This window comes from Candidatus Formimonas warabiya, from assembly GCF_002777255.1.
GTDB lineage: Bacteria > Bacillota > Dehalobacteriia > Dehalobacteriales > Dehalobacteriaceae > Formimonas > Formimonas warabiya.
Map to the genome: position 1 here is coordinate 1,713,012 of NZ_CP017634.1, position 16,440 is coordinate 1,729,451.

Here is a 16,440-nt window from a genome sequence, read left to right on the forward strand (position 1 = left end):
CCCCCTTTATTTTTTACGGCCCTATTAATTTCCATTAGCCCTCTATCTGAAAAAAACCGCATTCCTCCTTTCTCCCTCCTCATAATCTGGCTGTGGTTACCGTAGCTTCCCTTTCCTGCACATTTCTACCCAAAGGAGTACTAAGAAGTATCTCATCAAGGTTTGCAGGTTAGCTTTCAAGCTCTTTAATGCTTCATGGTCTGATTCCCCTGCCGGCAAGAAAAACTCGCACAATTCTTTCAGCGGCTTTTTCCAATAAAGGTTCCGCGTCACGAATAGCCTCAGCCAAACTAATCGGTCCCTCCGTAATACTAAAGATGCTGGTAATGCCATGGTCATAGAGCGCAGAAACATCTCCGGCTAAGCCGCCCGATAAGCACACCACCGGCACACCGTGTCGTTTGGCTAAGCGGGCCACTCCGGTAGGGACTTTTCCGTTCACAGTCTGACTATCTGTCCTGCCTTCACCGGTTATGACCAGATCCGCATTATGTATTAAGTGATCCAGGCAAGCAGTCTCAGCAATGATGTCTACGCCAGGCTGTAGTTTTGCGTTTAAGAAAGCCATCAGTGCCGCTCCCATTCCTCCGGCAGCCCCGGCCCCAGGCAGGTCTTTGACGTTTTTCCCGGTAGTTCTTGCTAATATTTCCGCATAGTGGGCCAAGTTACGATCCAAAAGAGGGATCATTTCTGGTGTCGCCCCTTTCTGAAGACCATAAATTGCAGATGCACCGTCCGGCCCGCACAAAGGGTTGGTAACATCGCAAGCAACTTTAATATCTATTTCTTTTATCCGCGCATCAAGGCCTTGAACATCGATTTGATGCAATTGATCCAGATACCCGCCGCCTTGAGGCAATTCATCCCCCGCTGGGTCCAAAAACTTTACGCCCAGGGCAGCCGCCATACCGGTTCCCCCATCGTTGGTAGCACTCCCGCCGATTCCAATGATCAGCTTCCTGATGTTCCTATCCAGCGCCTCTTTGATCAATTCGCCGGTACCGAATGAAGTTGCTTGAAGTGGGTTACGCCGGTCCGGGGGTACCAGGGTTAAGCCGGAAGCAGCTGCCATTTCTACAACTGCAGTTTCCTGATCAGAAAGTATCCCAAAGGATGATGGCACAGGCTGGCCAAGGGGGCCGGTAACTGTAGTGCTGATAAGAGTTCCGCCCACAGATGCCATAAAAGCATCTACCGTGCCTTCGCCGCCATCGGCCATAGGCACCAGCACCACGGAAAATTCCCGATTTATTTTTTGGATACCCTGTTTAATCGCTTTAGCCACCTCCGCAGCCGTCAAACAACCTTTAAAGGAATCAGGCGCAACAACAATCTTCATTTTTTCACCTCATCCTCCATATCAATCGGACATCCGCTCATCTCCTTCACAACTTGTACAATAGCCTGAAGATTGGCATTTCGCACGGTGAGAGGGACGGCACATTCCGGTCCGATAATTTGAATTCTTGTGATGACTAATTTTTTGACTTGATCTTTAACTCTTTCCGGGGTCCCTTTCATTAACAGCTCTACGTTGTTAAGGTTCCCCGCCAGGGATATCTGCCCGTGCACCGCCTCCATGGCTGCCCCGGCATTCACCTTTGAGTCGAAATGGAAACACTTAAAGCCGGCCTGAGCAATATAGGGCATCCGGTCCAAAGTATTTCCGCAGATATGCAGGATCGTTGGCCCATTGATCTTGCGATTGATCTCCTGATGCACCGGAAAGAGGAATTCCTTATATGTAGCAGGTCCAACCAAATCACCGGTGGCATGGTCGGCAATGGTAACAGCATCTGCTCCCTCCTCAAATTGGGCGTTGGCAAAAAGAACGGTGATTTTTTGTAATTCCCGCAGAAAGTCTCTCACCTTTTCCGGCTCTAAGATGGTATCCATCAAAAAATTTTGGGTCCCATAGGTGTGATAGGCTAAGGTCCAAGGCCCCATGGTTTTGCCAATGATGGCAACTTCGTTTTTGTAGCGCTTTTTTAACAGTTTTACCGCCTTTAACACCGTTTTTATGGGGAGCCTGTCCAAAAAGTCAGGGGGAACCCGAACTTCTTCCGGTTGGCGCCAAATTGGGCCATAATTATCCGGCATAGAAGTCTCGGTACCCCAGTTCATCGTCCCTCCCAAAGCAGCGGTTTCCTGCTGCACGCTGAAATAAGGGCTGACTGTATCAAATTCAAGCAATTCGTGGCCTGCTGCGGCTAAAGCGGCCATTTTATCCGCATCCTGATGTACCCATGGGAAAAAAGCGCCTGTACTTTCCATGGACTCGACTGTTGCCACCGAGGTCGGATTGCCCACACAGGGACGATCAACTTCTTGCCGATTTAAGGCTGCCAGGAACCTGTCTCTACTGTTCATATAAGATAAATTCATTTTTTTCACCTTCTAAGTTGATATTTTTTGCCAAATTACCTTGGACTGTGTTAAACAGATGGTAATGAACAAGACGCATCAAAATAAATTCAGTTATTGACAACATTAACCGGATTTCCGCTCAGGAATTGCTTTAAATTATCGGCGGCAATATTTATCATCCGTCGTCTCGACTCCACCGGAGCCCAGGCAATGTGGGGTGTAATGATGCAATTCTTTGCTCTTAATAAGGGATTGTCCCCTTTGATTGGTTCAGAAGATACCACATCCAGTGCAGCCCCTGCCACTTTCCCGCTGTTCAGCGCCTCAGACAGTTCTTCTTCCACCACCAGCTGTCCCCTGGATGCGTTGATGATCATCACCCCATTTTTCATTTTAGCGATCGTGTTCTTGTTGATGATGCCTTTCGTACTTTCGAGCAAAGGGCAGTGCAGGCTAATTACATCTGAATTTGCCAGTAAATCTTCCAGCCCTACATATCTAAAATGCGCGTTTTCCAGTTCCTTTATCTGGAAACTGTCAACAGCCAGCACATTCATGCCTAAGGCCTGTGCTATTTTTGCCGTGGCTTGACCAATCTTTCCCATCCCAATAATCCCTATTGTCTTGCCGGCAAGCTCAATCAAAGGATACGTCCAGAAACACCAATCCGGGCTTTTTGCCCAATCACCTCTTTTGACGGCTTGATCATGGGCACTCACGTGATTGCACATTTCAAGAAGCAAGGCAATTGTCATCTGTGCTACGGAATCGGTCCCATAGGTCGGTATGTTCGTAACCACAATGCCTCTCTTTCCGGCAGCTTCAACATCAACAATATTGTAGCCTGTAGCTAAAACACCGATATATTTTAAATGTGGCATTGCAGAGAACGCTTCTGCCGGAATAGGTGTCTTGTTGGTAAAGACGATCTCCGCATCTCCGACTCTTCTTACTATTTCATCGAGCCCACTGATATCAAATGCTGTTCGGTCATATACCGTAAGATCGCACAATGCGCTGAGGGCATCCCAGCCCAAATCTCCTGGATTCAATGTATAGCCGTCAAGTATCACTCCTAACATCATCATCCACTCCTTCCTATTGTGTTTGTATTTATTCTATAATAATTAATTCACTACACCCAGGTCTTACACCTATGTATAAATTTCTATATATCCGGCTAGAAACAACAAAACCATGTGCAAGATGCACATGGTTTTGTTTGTCACTTAATTCCCGGATAATTTAACCGGACATATACAGCAGCAAGTTTTGTAATAAAAGCATGCTGAAAAGAGCTTGTCGGATCAAGGCCGGTAATACTTTTGTACTTCTCAATTTTACCCGTCACAGTATTGCGATGTAAGAATGTCTTCAGGGCTGTGCGCCCTAAATTCAGTCCTTCATCAACGAATTGTTCGGCAACGTGGAGCAGTTCCATATCTACGGTACCGTCTTTACGCTTCAATTTATTAAGTGTCGGCTTTACCAAACGATCCACAATAACCGGTGGTAAATTAGCCGCTGAATACTCAATCAACAAATCATCCCAGGTATTGAGGCCTGTTTTGGGCAAAAAAGTCTTACCTAAGGACAAAATGGTCTGAGCCTCTTCATAGGACTTGACTAAATCGGACAAATTTCTATAAATGTTCCCGTACGCGATGCGCAGAGCAAAAATATTACTGGATTCCAAATCTTCATAGATGGATTGGCAGATCCGGTCGGTAGCCAAATAAATCCGCTCGATGTCTTCTACATTGAGAAATGCTTTGATCACTACAATCTGATTATCTCCAAATCGGGCCACAATATCTTGACTGGTTAAATACCGGTTTTCCTTAATTGTCTCGATGACATTGGACTTAATTGTCTCAGCGGAAGCTTCATAGCCAAGATCCAGATTAATATTGAAATACCGGTTGGCTTTATTTTCAAACTCAATTAAGATGACGATACGAGGCTGCCCCACATTGAGCCCTGCTCTTTTCAGATGACCAATCAATTTAATCTCTTCCTGATAAGGGCTGCCTCTGTAAAATAATTCTTTCACAATTCTTTCCTCTTGTCCCACTGCCCTCAGGTCATGAAGTCCCGCAACATATACTTCCATAAAGGCTTCATAGGACGACTTAATCACCCCGAAAAGCATAGCGCTGTAATTACTATTGTCTCCAATGACAATCTTCCATCCTCTCGTAGTAGGCCCTACATCCAGAGAATAGACCATCCCTTCCGGAGTTATATGTATGGTCGTCTCATTGATCCGTTCCGGCTTTGTACTGGCAATGATTACATCCGCCTCATTTAATATGTGGATCGTGAAAGGAACTGTTCCTGCCATATTTTCCAGCAGCTTCTGCAAAAACTCCTGCTCCAACATTTTCTATCCCTCCCATTGACATAACTCATACCTTGGATCTGAAAGCTTGTGCAGTTTTTACTATTTCCACTAAATTACGGTTAGGAACCCTGGTAGGCAGTGCACACTCAGGTGCAATCAACCTAATCCCTTCTTGAATAATGCCGGCAACTTCCATCTTGACATCTTTCGCCTGGCCATAGAGAAGCGTACTTGGGTTATTAATATTTCCGGTAATTTGCATTTTGTCTTTTACAAGCCGGAAGGCCTCCGGGATGGAGTTACGGGAATCCATTTGGAATGCTTTAAACCCGGTTTGGGCAAAAAGTTCCAACCTGTCCAAAACGTTACCGCAAACATGCAGAATAATGGGCACACCTCCTAATAAAGCGGCGCCCTCCTGGTGAATGGGAAGTAAAAATTCCTCATAGACTTTCGGACTAACCAGGTCAGACGTGACATGGTCCGCCCAAGTAAGAATATCGGCTCCTTCTTCAAGTTGTGCCTGGGCAAACAGCAGCGAGACCTCTTTCAGTGAATTAAGCAAGGCCTTTACTCTTTTCGGATCCAAAATTACATCTGTCAACAAATTGGCCACGCCGTAGAGATGATAGGCCAGCGTCCAGGGTCCAATCACTTTTCCGATCACCGCTACTTTTTCCCCATGCGTCTTTTTGAGCATTTTGATTGATTTCAGCAATGATTTAACAGGTTTGCGCTCCAAAAAATTGGCAGGTATCCGAAAATCCTCGGGATCTTTTAAAGGATATTCCAGAACGGTAGGCAAATCATCTACATTTCCCCAGTCCATTTTACAGCCTAGAGCAGCTGCTTCTAAATGCACGGAAAAATAGGGGGTAACTGTGTCAAATCCCAAAATGCTATATCCGGCTGCCGCTAGGGCTGCAGTCCTATCTGAATCAAAATGGGCTTGCGGAAAGTAACTTCCCGATCTTTGCATGCTCTCAAAGGTTGCATTCGAGGTAGGATTGATAACAGCCGGTCTATCTAACTCAAGACCGTTAAGTGCTGCAAATACCCTTTCTTTGGGTGTCATTTTGCTCTTCATCATACTGGAATACCCCCCAGCATCCATTCAGACCCTCAAAATTAGCTAATCTGACCATCAACAATAGTTTAACCTGACTAACTTGGCGTAAGTCTCCCGCATCATTGGGGACATTCCTTGAAGAGGTGTGTCCCCTGACCGCTAACGGCGGGAGTCCAACGCCAACTAAGTCATGCATTTGCAGTTCTAAAATTCAGATGGAGTAAAAGAATCTCCATCTGAATTAAGAACTTGCTTCAATTCGATTATTTTGTCTGGGTTCGGTTTAACAATCTTCCTACTAATTAAATCAAAATGAGGATACCATACCAGAGAAATGTTTTCAAGTTTTCAGGGTTTCAGTAATTAGGTCTACTTGTTTTGGTCTTGGATGATTCCATCCACTGACGACAGTTTCAGGGAGATCTACAATTCTCAGGAATAGCCCTATTGACCGTTTACCATTTTACTTCTGGGTAAAATGACGATACAATGAAATAATTTCATGGAAAGATTTCGGTTTAATTACAGCTTCTACCTATGTACAAAATACTATTTGTAGGAGAACTAACGTCAAAACCATGTGCAAAATGCACATGGTTTATGGGATGCCTCCAGCATAAGTGGGGGCCAAATGGTGAAAGCTCATGACGGGAGTTAATAGCGCCAGCCGTTAACCGAATGATTCCACTTCAACTTAAATGCCAACTCGTCGCAAAACTCTCTTAAGGCTACGCGTCAAACTTGTTTTCAGCAATGATGTATCAATAGTCAATAGCTGACGATCTTTCATAACGATTTTTCCGTCAACCATCGTCAGAATATTAGTTCCGGTATCTATGTAAGAAGTGTGTCCTCTGACCTCTACTCAGCAATCTGACCAACATCCTCTTCCACTAATTTATTCTTCAAGTTGAATATATCTTTATAATTAAACAACAGGTTTACCAGAACACCAACCACTGTTGCACATACAATACCGTTACTGCCAAATAAAACTTTAATCAATTCAGGTGATTTATCAAAAAGACCAGGTACAATGCCAACTCCCATCCCTACTCCAATTGTAAGTGTTACGGTCAGCAAATTACCATTATTCTGATGCAGGTCCGCTTTTTGAAGCATTCTGATCCCGGCAGCACCAACCATTGCAAACATCACGATCATGGCGCCACCTAAAACATCGGTAGGAATCGTTAATGCAAGTGCGGCAAATTTGGGTAAAACACCAAGCAATAAAAGAAAAATACCTGCAACTCCAACTACAAAACGGCTTTTTACTCCAGTAAGCGAGACCAATCCTACATTTTCCGAATAGGTTGTATAGGGATAGGAATTAAGTATTCCGCCTAATAATGTGGAGACACCTTCAGCTCTTAACCCTTTGACAATATCACTTTCTTTAATATCCCTGTCACATATTTCCCCTATTGCAAAAAAGACACCTGTCGATTCAACCATATTTACCAAGCAAACGATGATCATCATGATACAGGGATAGAGAAAGAATTTTGGTGTGTCTAGCGCAAATGGTTTGATCATACTGACCCAGCTTGCGTTGCTAACTGAAGAAAAATTTATCATTCCAAGTGCAGCGGCGATGACTGTCCCGGATACAAGACCGATTAATACGGATATTGCTTGAAAAAAGCCTTTAAAGTATCTATTGGCGATCAAGATTACCATGATGACAAAACCGGCCATCAGATAATGGATGGAGGTACCCCAGTCTTTTGCCTCATATCCGCCCGCTGCATAATTGATGGCAATAGGTATTAAGGAGAATCCTATAACTGCAACAATTGAACCAGTGACAACCGGAGGAAACAGCCTTAACATTTTTCCAAAGACCGGTGCAAATAAAAAGATAAAGATTCCTGCTACAATAATCGACCCGTAAATAGCGCCCAATCCATAAGCGTTACCGATACTGATTAATGGGGCGATCACGGTAAATGAACACCCTAAAAGTACGGGAAGCTTTAATCCCAATAAACTGCTTACACCAAAACACTGTAATATGGTTGCTATTCCGCAGGTAAACAAATCAGCGGCAATCAGCAATGCTATTTGCTCTTGCGTCAGGCCTATCCCGCCTCCAATTATTAAAGGAATTGCCACAGCCGACGAATACATCGCCAAGACATGCTGAAGACCTAAAAGGCTCATTTGATGATAAGGCAATATTTTTTCCACATCGTCTTTATGAATGCTCCCATTTTTACTATCCATTTTTCTCCCTCCTAAATCATAAAATTAACCAGAGCCGGCAAATACAATAGCATATTAGGCCATAAATAAATTTGCCAGAACAGGAACAGCGGTACCTCCTTTCAATATGAATCTCCCCGGGGATGTCTCTCTTTCCGAAGAAATAAAATTTTTCACCCTTGATAAAATAACTTGTCCTCAGTAAAATATTGTCCTTTTCAATTAAAATCGTTTTAATCCCATCGTCTCCAGTTCTGCCCAAATCTGTTGATGAAGATCCAAGTACTCCTGTTTTGGCAATAACGTGTCCAGGTCATAAAGCTCGTGAAATGTTTTTCCTTTAGGGGGATTCTTTGCCAGAAACCGTTCTTCATATTTATTAACCAGCGTCTTAACAATGTCATTTGCTTTTGCCCGCTCGATCTTCGTTGCTGCATAGGCAACCTCTCCCATAAAACGGGACTCCATGGGGGTGCAATAATTGGGGGTAACACCTTGGTTCGGCGCAACTCCAAAACAGTTATTGCCCATAACCGTTGTCCCGATTGTAGCAGCCGCTATTTCGTACAAACACATATCTGTGCATGGCCCGGCGGTTGTTATATAGGAAGCCCAGGCACCCGGGATATGGGTGTGTTTATTCATGGCAGCAGAAGCCAGATTCGTTCCCCAAAGTGCCTGCCGGCTGGTTTGGTTGGGATACAAAGTTTCCATCACACAGCTCCCGCCAATTACAGTATTATAAATCATGGTGCTTGCGAGTTGCTCTGCAATACTGCTGATAACCGCCCCTTCAATCGGTCCTGCCGACCCTCCCACATACCCATTCCCTGTCATACTCACATAGGCGCCGTACTGGTTATAATGTGCAACACGATTCAGGCTTTCGTAGTTTGTTTTAAGTGTGGGCTGGAAGTAGACATTAAAATGATCACTTTTACGATATCCAATATCCTCTCGATCGGTAGCAACATCTGCAATTGCACTGACACCATCTTTCCCCTTAATAGGCATTCCCGGTCTCCCTGCATCAAGGCAAGCTTTTCGATACAAAGAAATGTTATCTAAACAGGCCTGTATTTCAAAGGGCGTTCCCGCCTTCACCATCATACCCCTAAATTTATAGGGGGGAAGCGGCTCAATAGAGTCAATCATGGGATCCATGGCATAAGCTAAGTAGATTTTATAGCGGATATCGTCAGAAACCGGGTTTCCGCATCCGCCGATAATGATGGGAAGAACCCTATCTTCGATCGTACGATGTCCTAATTTCACCTGATCCTTACCGCTGCCCAGAAGCACTGCCGAGGGAGCACGTCTCAATGTATCAAATAGCTCGTCCCTGCCAATTTCAATGACCTTCCCGGAATCTGTATTTAAAACTCCCACCTCAAGTAAAAGTTCAACAGCGGCCAAAAAACTATTGTCAATCAATTCTTCGTCCGTTGGGACAAGGTTTTCGGCATCAAATTTTATGTTGTATTTCTGACATAATCTTTTTACTGTGCGGAATACTTTTAAATCAAACTCTTTTTCGGTAATGGGGATGCCGCTCTCACCTCGGCTAATAACCTCCCAGAATTTTGCAGTTGCCATTTTATACTTCCTCCCATCCTCCTTAAACTTTAGATAAAGCTAAGTTGTTATCTTTTACTCAGCCAAAATTGCTTTGACAGTTTTTACAGCTTCATACGCATCCCTTCCCCCATATGCGTATGCGCCCACATTATTTGCTATTTCGGTATTAACAGAACCTCCGCCAACAATGATTTTGTATTTCTTATCAAGGCCTCTACTCTTAAAAAAATCGATGGTATCCTTCATACTCGGAATAGTTGTCGTCATCGTCGAAGAGAGTGCTACAATACTGGGATTGATTTCCTGAGCTCGTGTAAAGAAAGTTTCTGCCGGAACGTTAATTCCTAAATCAATGACCTCATAGCCAGAGGCAATCCACATCATTTTGACCATATCTTTTCCGATCGTATGAACGTCCCCTTTAACCGATCCCAGAATAATTTTTTCCCCCGTCAGAACAAAATCCTGTTTGTTGACAAGTGCAGGTTTAAGTATCTCGACACTCTTTTCCATTAAATCTCCCGACATAACCAATTCTGGAAGAAACGCCTCTCCTTGAGAAAATCTTTCACCAATGTTTTTCAATAAATCTAACAATACGTTTAAAATGGCTAAAGCATCTACCCCCTCTTCCAGGGCCTTATTAATTGTTTCTTTCAGCGTCTCTTCATTAAAATCATTAAAGGCTGCCGTCATATTTTGTAAAAATTTTTCCATCCTTCCTTTCCCCTTTCATTTCTTAAATAACCAATGATTTCTTGCATTCATTTTGCTTTATTATTCAATATATATTTTCACAATCCTTTTATATATGAAAATTATTTATTGTTTTTTATTTGGATCAGAATCACTATTGTTGCATTTATCCTTACTCGTTATTGGGACTATGAAATATATCCTATGAAAATATTTTCATCATGCGTTTTGCCCGCGGAATGTTTTTTCATCATCTATGATCATGGGCTGAAACTATTATGATGATAATTTTTCATTACCCATGCTTTTTCTCTTTTCGTACGTCAAAAAACTTTAATTCTGAAAAAGCACATGGCTCCCCTCCCCCAAAAATATGGTATACTATGTCTATAATTAAGAAAAATATCAGGTAAGTTGCGGGGGGGAAAAATCATCGATATTAAAAAAAACATTACAATAAAAGATATCGCCATTAAGGCTGGCGTATCAATTTCAACCGTCAGCAGAGTACTGAATAATCCTTCCCTTGTAAAAAACGAAACATGCCAGAAAGTTCATGCTGCAATTAAGGACTTGAATTTTTCATGTAATTCATTACAACTAAGAGACTATCGTGCAGATTCAAAACTTGTGATCATCTTTATGCCAAACATTTTCAGTAATTCTCTAACCGAAATCGCAAGGGGAGCATTAGAAGAACTGGAAAAACACAATATTGATTCCTTGATTTGGAACTCTAATGAAAACATATCTACGGAAATGCGCGGTTTTTCTTTTTTGCAAAAAAACCTCGTTCAAGGAGTAATTTTCATTACCAGCTGCGTTAAAGACATTTCTTTAGAGGACATTTCCGTTAAAATACCTGTTGGGGCAGTAGAAAGAACGGTTAACGAATCTAACGTGGATGTTGTTAACGTCGATACAGAACAGGGGATAGAATTGCTGATTGATCATTTATATGAATTAGGGCACCGCAATATCGGGTTTTTATGTGGTGACATAAGTAGTTCAAACACAGCCGCCAAAACTATGGCGTATAAAAAGGCCCTAGACAAAAAGGGCATTAAATGGGATGCGTCGAGTGTTATTTCATCTGGCTGGACGATGCAATGCGGCTATGAGGGCATCCAACAATTACTTAACTGGCGTCCTCAAACTTCTGCGGTTATCTGTATCACGGATGAATTGGCGATTGGTGCCATCAATGCGATCCAAAACATGGGCTACTCATGTCCCGATGATATTTCTATTACTGGCTTTGAGAATACACCAAACAGCGCCTATCAATATCCAAAACTAACAACCCTTGATTTTCCTGGATATAGAATAGGCGAAATAATCGCCCAAAAAATAGTCAAGCGAATCGAGAACCCTATATTACCGGCAGAAAAAATCTTATTACCGATGAAGTTGATTCAACGGCATTCCACCGGGGTTGCTCGCGATACTGCTAAGATACTCCACTTTTTCACCGGAGAGGAACGCTTAAAGGATAATTTGGGGAAAATTCTAGATTGAAATATGACTGTTCAGCGGAACAATTGGATAGATGCTGGAAGCAGAAATGGATGAGCATTTGGGAGATGATAAACACAGTGCGTCAGCTTTTTTAAGTGGTTTCGAACCTTCCCCGTGATTCCTTGATTTTCGACAAAAAATCTACCATGATTTTAATAAATTTATCCGGATGCTCGAAATGAATATCATGTCCGGATTTTATCGTTATTATCTCATTTTCATTTATTAATCTATGGACCTTTTCAGCATCTTCATCACTGTTAGCTGCATAAAGCACTCCATCCTTGCCATATTGTGTGGCTGCCTTAATATATAGAGAAGGACAGTCTATTTGGGACAAAGTTTCTTCCTGATTAAATCCTTTAAACCACGACCCTGTATAAAAAGTATCCGCAAAGGCTGTATCAAAGTGATCCAGATAAAGGAGTACCATGAATCCAGTTATAGGGAACGTACCATAATTTCAGTGGCTCCCCCGGATGTTCTGCCCGATATTTCTTTGTGCTTTCTGCAGTAAGTTTTCTCAAATTGCCAAACAATCCCCATAAATAACTATTCTCCATATAGTACACTACATAATCATTCGTAGCTGTTTGATTTCTAAAGTTATGTATTATCTCAAAATTCTCACGCCAGGCAAACGTATTCTGCATTTCTTGCGGCTCCACACTAAAAAATGGCGGGTCTTCTAAAACAATCCCTAAAACATCGTCTGGTGCGTTGGCTGCAATCCATGCTGCTAAAATACCCCCGGAAGAATGACCTGATACCACACACGATTCACGAATGACATTTTCTATAAACCAGACAAAATCCTGCCCTATGGCAACACCCGTATACTTTGAAGGATCATGGCTGGATTCTCCATGACCATGACAATCGATGGCATATACGTGATAGTACTGAGACAACCCGGGAAGAACTCTTGAATAATCTTCCCATTCCATAGACTGCCCATGTATTAACAAAAGGGCCGGCCCATTCTTTGGTCCTTCCGCATAATTCAGTACGGTTCCATCATCAAGAGCTACCTGTTTTTCTTCATACCCGGCCGCATATGTTTTCTCTAATGGTTTTTCATCATAATGTATATTTTGATAAGCATAAATGCCAAGAGCACTTGCGGCAGCTACAATGCTTATAGCCAGAATAAGTAAAATTGTATTCAGCACTTTCATTTTCTTCTCCATTATTCCTTATCTATTGTATTAGGTTTGTTAATTTGGAAAATGTATATTCGATAAAGGTTTTTCATGAAATTGTTTGAATAAATCAATTTAAACATAGACTTAGTAAAGCCCCCTAGTCGTTCAATTCTTTTATCATTAGTAAAATACTTCGTTTCTAAATGAGTAATTCCATCTGCATATTTTTTTATTTCCTGCGGTGAATCAAGCCCCCAACGAATGGTTGCTCCCATTTTATTGACTGGATTTTTGTATTGGGATATTTTTACAGATAATAACGAATAGGCATCAAATATGAAAACAGCCCGGTCAAATTTTTTCTGAAATGCCAAAAAAAGCTCCTTCATTTCTTCCTCAGTTAAATACATAGTGAGACCTTCGGCAATGATTAATGTGGGCAAATCACTTCTTGTGATCGTATTCAGCCAGTGCAAATCTGTCACTGATGCAGAAATCATCCGGTAATTTTCGCTTTCGGCATAAAACTTTTTTCGCACCTTTATCACATCAGGCATATCAAGGTCATACCACAGTATAGGTTTTTCTACTACTCTTTCGATTCTACTGTCGAGCCCACACCCTAAGTGCAACACGATTGACCTTGGATTTGACTGTAAAAACTGATTAACATAATCATCAATAATAGCTGCACGTAGGCCCATGTAAATATTTACGTATCTAGATATTTTATTCTTAGAAAAATCATAGTCGATGTTCTTTACGATCTCTTCTGCTTTTTTGTCCGACAATATTTTGCCTTCTCTGCTCATTTCAGCTTTACTATATAAAGGAATAAATAATGTCTCATTTTCTGCTGTGAGAGTTATTTTTTCCATCACCATCAACCTTTCCATTACTTTCCCTTTCTGACTCCATCCAAGAAAACTAAATATCTTATACCTTCTCAGCAAAGACCATCCGTTCGATTGGTGTTGAGGCAAGTACCCGACCAGTAGGTTTAACATATTTCTCGGCCATTTCCGCATAACCAACGTCTTCGATTACCTGCCAACCATACTCTTTAAGAAAATCCGGCCACGCTTCAGGCTCCATTCCGAAAATCCAAATCTTATTGGCCACCCACCTTTTGTAACCTTTTTCCCAGCCATACATAGCCCGGCCATCAAGAAAGTCCTTGAGAACATAAGTGAAAGCAAGACGACTGCCCGGAGCAGCTTTAGCCAGAAAATCAAAAGTTGTTCGAATACCTTTTTCGGTTAGATACTGAGTAACAGCTTCCCATATGAAAAATGTCCGTTTATCCGTCGAGTATCCATGCGATTTCAGAACAGCACCCAAATCTTCACGGTCAAAATCTATGGCAACCAGTCTGACGTGTGAGGGAATGGTTCCAAACATCTTAAGAATCCGGGCCTGCTTTGGTTTGATGTTTTCAGGTTGATCAAGCTCCCAAACAGGTATGTTGGAAAGAGCGGGAAACCGATATGCCCGAGTATCAAACCCTGCGCCCAGATTCACTACCGCATCCATCTGATCAAGTGATTCTATTAGTTTCTCATCGATGTACCGTTTTCGACACATCATACCACCCCAGATGCCCGGTAAGTCTTTCTCAGTTGCTCGAACCATCCAGCTTCTGAGCAAATTAGGCTGCATCAGCCGTACAAAGGCTCTCCCGGATGGCAGTATCTGATAGGCCAAGTCATCTTCCACGATACGTTCTTTTTTGGGAAAGTACTGTTCAATAGCTATCAGAGCTGTTGGACCCGCTCCTGTTTTAGCCGCTTCTTTAGCCATCACATTCATCCCTCTCAATTTTAAGTTTGAACCAACCTGTCCATTATATTTTAAGTCTTTTAAGCGATTGCAATTCCTTCCCTGATTATTTTTATGACATTTTTGATCCTTTTCAAATAAGGAAAGGAAAATATTTCTCTAATAATAAGAAGAGTAAATTCAGAAAATAAATATAGGAGGTGTATAAGTTTGTATAAATTATTGAAATCTATTGGGAAAATGCAAGACACTGTGGTTATCAGCGTTTTAGGTGGACTCATTGGGACAATTCCCATGGATTTGTCAAATTATTTATTATGGAAAAAAGGGAAAACTGAAAACTTATATGGTCATGTAGCCGGTTCTATGCTTGTGAATAAACATAGAACAAATCAAACCAAAAATTTTATTTTGGGGCAATTCTGGCATTACGCTACAGGGGCCGGGTTTGGTTTTCCGGCGTTTTACCTGCTCAAAAAAACAGGAAAAGATCATTTGTTGCTTAAGGGAGCCTCTGTGGGGATCGCCACTTGGGGGATTTTATACAACATTGGGATGAAAGTGGGCTTATATGACGCAGTCACACGACTTACAAAAACAAAATATGCTGCTCTTTGGCATAATTTCTTATATGGAGTTACAACTGTCTATTCGATAGCAAAAATAGCTGATCCCAGTTTATTTCCAGACAAACAAAATCAGGGGACTGAGTCAGGGGACGGTTCTCTAACTCACTCTGACTCACAAAACCTTATACAAAAACCTTGATATAAAATCTCCGATTAAACGGGCAAGGTTCACCTTGATACGGCTTGCTTTATGTGGTATATAAAATTCACAATGGGGTTCTAACCATCCTTTATTTCCCCAGTATACAAAATCAAACAAATCATGCTGCCCCACAGCTTTCTGCCAGTATTTTTGTTGTACTCTAAATACAACAAGCGAATAGAATGAAGGCTTTAAGACTTCCTTGTCCATAATGGCATGAAACAACTTAGCAGCAATTTTTTTGATTCTATGATGATAACGGGCATTAATTTCATCAATTTTCATCAAGGCACCTGTCCGAAACTTACTTCGCGATACAATATGACATCCCCAAGTACTCAGTGCAGTACTTATCGTATTAAGTGCGTGATTAGAAGAACCCATTCCAGATGTGGTAATGACGACCGCCGGTTTTCCTACAAAAGCCGGTCGGTGGCAGTTAAATGCCATTCGGTCAATCCAATTCTTCATGATCCCATTCACATCTTCCACATAAACTGGACTTGCAGTTATGATCCCGTCAGCTTGAAGTATTTTATCTCTGATTGGGAGCAGTTCGTCTTTTAACGGACACTTTGTTTCACCCTTATCAAAGCATATTCGGCAACCGTGACAAGTCTGAATGTCAAAAGACCCCAATGATACTTTCTCTAATTCTAACGGGATATTTTGCAGATTGGCGATAAATAAAACCTGCTCTTCAACAAGCTTCACGATGCGATCAGTATTACCATTTCTTCGATAGCTGCTTACAATGGATAGAACTTTCATAATAATTATGCCCCTTAAATGAAATGGGTACGATGCCACTTTCCTTTTATCTACTTTTAAATAGGTATCCGTGTATTACTATTTGATACCCTAATCTTATAGTATACTCAGAACTACAAATATTAGCAAGCAGTATTCTGTTAAAAGGTGCCACACTTTTCCCGCGGCCAACACACCAGATTCATCTGGGTTTG

At 41.9% G+C, this 16,440-nt stretch carries 14 protein-coding genes; 2 read left to right on the top strand and 12 right to left on the bottom strand.

Annotated elements, in window-relative coordinates:
* Positions 1-193 precede the first annotated feature (193 nt).
* The 8 genes from DCMF_RS08170 to DCMF_RS08205 form a co-directional block, all read right to left on the bottom strand.
* Positions 194-1,339, bottom strand: coding sequence for a glycerate kinase (locus DCMF_RS08170; RefSeq protein ID WP_148133975.1), 1,146 nt, complete (start codon positions 1,337-1,339; stop codon positions 194-196).
* Positions 1,336-2,385, bottom strand: coding sequence for an MtaA/CmuA family methyltransferase (locus DCMF_RS08175; protein WP_214659191.1), 1,050 nt, complete (start codon positions 2,383-2,385; stop codon positions 1,336-1,338). The genes DCMF_RS08170 and DCMF_RS08175 overlap by 4 nt, the downstream gene beginning before the upstream one ends.
* A gap of 89 nt (positions 2,386-2,474) precedes the next feature.
* Positions 2,475-3,449: a D-2-hydroxyacid dehydrogenase gene (locus DCMF_RS08180; protein ID WP_148137794.1), complete on the bottom strand. Its 975-nt coding sequence runs from the start codon at positions 3,447-3,449 to the stop codon at positions 2,475-2,477.
* A 143-nt stretch (positions 3,450-3,592) separates the two neighbouring features.
* Positions 3,593-4,750: a helix-turn-helix domain-containing protein gene (locus DCMF_RS08185; RefSeq protein ID WP_148133976.1), complete on the bottom strand. Its 1,158-nt coding sequence runs from the start codon at positions 4,748-4,750 to the stop codon at positions 3,593-3,595.
* A gap of 25 nt (positions 4,751-4,775) precedes the next feature.
* A complete protein-coding gene (locus DCMF_RS08190) occupies positions 4,776-5,801 on the bottom strand; it encodes an MtaA/CmuA family methyltransferase (RefSeq protein WP_236860218.1) in 1,026 nt (341 codons plus the stop codon).
* 840 nt (positions 5,802-6,641) lie between these two features.
* Positions 6,642-8,009 (bottom strand): nucleobase:cation symporter-2 family protein, encoded by a 1,368-nt coding sequence (locus tag DCMF_RS08195; RefSeq protein ID WP_148133977.1) that lies wholly within the window; start codon positions 8,007-8,009, stop codon positions 6,642-6,644.
* Positions 8,010-8,210: 201 nt separating this feature from the next.
* Complete coding sequence (locus tag DCMF_RS08200; RefSeq protein ID WP_148133978.1) at positions 8,211-9,584, bottom strand: monomethylamine:corrinoid methyltransferase; 1,374 nt, start codon at positions 9,582-9,584, stop codon at positions 8,211-8,213.
* A 54-nt stretch (positions 9,585-9,638) separates the two neighbouring features.
* Positions 9,639-10,283 carry a cobalamin B12-binding domain-containing protein gene (locus DCMF_RS08205; protein ID WP_148133979.1) on the bottom strand — a complete coding sequence of 215 codons (645 nt, stop codon included), beginning with the start codon at positions 10,281-10,283 and terminating at the stop codon, positions 9,639-9,641.
* Between the two features lie 393 nt (positions 10,284-10,676).
* Between DCMF_RS08205 and DCMF_RS08210 the strand changes: the two genes are divergently transcribed.
* Positions 10,677-11,780, top strand: a complete 1,104-nt coding sequence (locus DCMF_RS08210) for a LacI family DNA-binding transcriptional regulator (protein ID WP_148133980.1) — start codon at positions 10,677-10,679, stop codon at positions 11,778-11,780.
* Between the two features lie 404 nt (positions 11,781-12,184).
* Here DCMF_RS08210 and DCMF_RS08215 read toward each other — a convergent pair whose 3' ends face one another.
* The 3 genes from DCMF_RS08215 to DCMF_RS08225 are packed head-to-tail and all read right to left on the bottom strand — an operon-like array spanning position 12,185 to position 14,725.
* Complete coding sequence (locus DCMF_RS08215; protein ID WP_236860219.1) at positions 12,185-12,958, bottom strand: alpha/beta fold hydrolase; 774 nt, start codon at positions 12,956-12,958, stop codon at positions 12,185-12,187.
* Positions 12,959-12,969: 11 nt separating this feature from the next.
* Positions 12,970-13,821, bottom strand: coding sequence for a class I SAM-dependent methyltransferase (locus DCMF_RS08220; protein ID WP_214659192.1), 852 nt, complete (start codon positions 13,819-13,821; stop codon positions 12,970-12,972).
* 40 nt (positions 13,822-13,861) lie between these two features.
* The gene (locus DCMF_RS08225) at positions 13,862-14,725 is read right to left on the bottom strand and encodes an SAM-dependent methyltransferase (protein WP_148133982.1); all 864 of its coding nucleotides are present in this window, start codon (positions 14,723-14,725) and stop codon (positions 13,862-13,864) included.
* A 189-nt stretch (positions 14,726-14,914) separates the two neighbouring features.
* Between DCMF_RS08225 and DCMF_RS08230 the strand changes: the two genes are divergently transcribed.
* Positions 14,915-15,472, top strand: coding sequence for a hypothetical protein (locus DCMF_RS08230; protein ID WP_148133983.1), 558 nt, complete (start codon positions 14,915-14,917; stop codon positions 15,470-15,472).
* On the opposite strand, the gene DCMF_RS08235 is transcribed toward DCMF_RS08230, so the two are convergent.
* The gene (locus DCMF_RS08235; RefSeq protein WP_148133984.1) at positions 15,446-16,246 is read right to left on the bottom strand and encodes a flavodoxin family protein; all 801 of its coding nucleotides are present in this window, start codon (positions 16,244-16,246) and stop codon (positions 15,446-15,448) included. The genes DCMF_RS08230 and DCMF_RS08235 overlap by 27 nt on opposite strands.
* Positions 16,247-16,440: the final 194 nt, after the last annotated feature.

Excerpts from the sequence above, each read along its gene's own strand:
- DCMF_RS08170 (WP_148133975.1), bottom strand. The coding sequence starts at position 1,339 with ATGAAGATTGTTGTTGCGCCTGATTCCTTTAAAGGTTGTTTGACGGCT.
- DCMF_RS08175 (WP_214659191.1), bottom strand. The coding sequence starts at position 2,385 with ATGAATTTATCTTATATGAACAGTAGAGACAGGTTCCTGGCAGCCTTA.
- DCMF_RS08180 (WP_148137794.1), bottom strand. The coding sequence starts at position 3,449 with ATGTTAGGAGTGATACTTGACGGCTATACATTGAATCCAGGAGATTTG.
- DCMF_RS08185 (WP_148133976.1), bottom strand. The coding sequence starts at position 4,750 with ATGTTGGAGCAGGAGTTTTTGCAGAAGCTGCTGGAAAATATGGCAGGA.
- DCMF_RS08190 (WP_236860218.1), bottom strand. The coding sequence starts at position 5,801 with ATGATGAAGAGCAAAATGACACCCAAAGAAAGGGTATTTGCAGCACTT.
- DCMF_RS08195 (WP_148133977.1), bottom strand. The coding sequence starts at position 8,009 with ATGGATAGTAAAAATGGGAGCATTCATAAAGACGATGTGGAAAAAATA.
- DCMF_RS08200 (WP_148133978.1), bottom strand. The coding sequence starts at position 9,584 with ATGGCAACTGCAAAATTCTGGGAGGTTATTAGCCGAGGTGAGAGCGGC.
- DCMF_RS08205 (WP_148133979.1), bottom strand. The coding sequence starts at position 10,283 with ATGGAAAAATTTTTACAAAATATGACGGCAGCCTTTAATGATTTTAAT.
- DCMF_RS08215 (WP_236860219.1), bottom strand. The coding sequence starts at position 12,958 with ATGAAAGTGCTGAATACAATTTTACTTATTCTGGCTATAAGCATTGTA.
- DCMF_RS08220 (WP_214659192.1), bottom strand. The coding sequence starts at position 13,821 with ATGGAAAGGTTGATGGTGATGGAAAAAATAACTCTCACAGCAGAAAAT.
- DCMF_RS08225 (WP_148133982.1), bottom strand. The coding sequence starts at position 14,725 with ATGGCTAAAGAAGCGGCTAAAACAGGAGCGGGTCCAACAGCTCTGATA.
- DCMF_RS08235 (WP_148133984.1), bottom strand. The coding sequence starts at position 16,246 with ATGAAAGTTCTATCCATTGTAAGCAGCTATCGAAGAAATGGTAATACT.